General features: G+C 67.1%; 1 protein-coding gene and 1 pseudogene. Both read right to left on the bottom strand.

The features are described 5' to 3' along the window. A pseudogene (locus A5779_RS14970) lies at positions 1-395 on the bottom strand (tyrosine-type recombinase/integrase); the annotation flags it as partial. Further along, positions 382-1,044: tyrosine-type recombinase/integrase (locus A5779_RS14965; RefSeq protein ID WP_165609790.1), on the bottom strand; the 663-nt coding region annotated here is incomplete at its 5' end. The gene A5779_RS14965 and the pseudogene A5779_RS14970, both read right to left, overlap by 14 nt.

Below are 1,044 nucleotides of genomic sequence, written 5' to 3'. Positions count from 1 at the left end.
ACGATGGCCTCGGCGTTCAGATCAGCGATACTGACCGGGTGACGCCGGTGCCGCTGGTGGTAGTCGGCGGCGGCGATACTCAGTGCACCGCTGGTCCATTTCAGCAGCGACGGCTCGATCTTGCGACGTTGTTCGTGCCCGCACAGCCACACCCACCACGCGATCTCCTCGCAAAACCGTTGCGGCACACCGTGTGGGGTGAAGTCGTGACCGTCCGGGGTGGGCCGGTAGCGCGGGTTGCGCTGAAAGACCGTGTCGGCGGGGGCGGTATCCAGGTAATAGACCAGCCTGCGCCACTGCGCGGGTACCTGCTGCCACTGCTGTGCCCACCTACCCCCGGCGGCACCGCAGGTCGGTGCGGTGTGCGCCGGTGCAGGACTGTCATTGCCCGTCACGGTTCACCTTCCACCCGGCGACATAGTTCTTCCATTCGGCCAGCGTGCGCATCTGCGCGTCGGCGGTCACCCAGCCGTAGGTCGACAACGTGGTCTGCACGTCGGCGTGCCCGAGACGGCGCATCACCACATGCGCATCCACCCCGGCCAGCAGCAGCGCGGTGGCGTGGGTGTGGCGCAGCCAGTGCGGCGTCCACTGCTCGGGCAACGCATCGGCGCGGCGGGCGGTGATCAGATCGACCTTGTCGTAGACGGTTTCCGGTCGCAGCGGGGCGTAGCGCACGCCGCGCACCAGGTTGACGAACACGAAACACGACGCCAGGTCGCCGACCGTGACATCCGCGCCGGCGGCCACCAACTGCCACACATACTCGCTGTAGAGGGCGACCAGATCGTCGCCGATGTAGATCCGGCGCGGACCCGATTTCGCGCGCACCCCGTGCGGATGATCATCACGGCCCGCCACCAGTATCGACGGGGTGCCGCCACCGGCGATATGAAAATCGCTGTGGCGCAGCGATAGTGCTTCACCGATGCGCATGCCGGTTTCGGCCAGCACGGCGAAGAACAAGCGGTCACGCAGCCCCGCCCCGCCGCCCGACCACTCACCGGAGACTGTCTGGACACTGCAGGCATCCAAGATGGCGTT

The sequence above is a fragment of the Mycolicibacterium peregrinum genome, from assembly GCF_001665625.1.
GTDB lineage: Bacteria > Actinomycetota > Actinomycetes > Mycobacteriales > Mycobacteriaceae > Mycobacterium > Mycobacterium peregrinum_B.
Note: the sequence above shows the minus strand (reverse complement) of the source record. Positions and strands in the feature narration are given on the sequence as shown.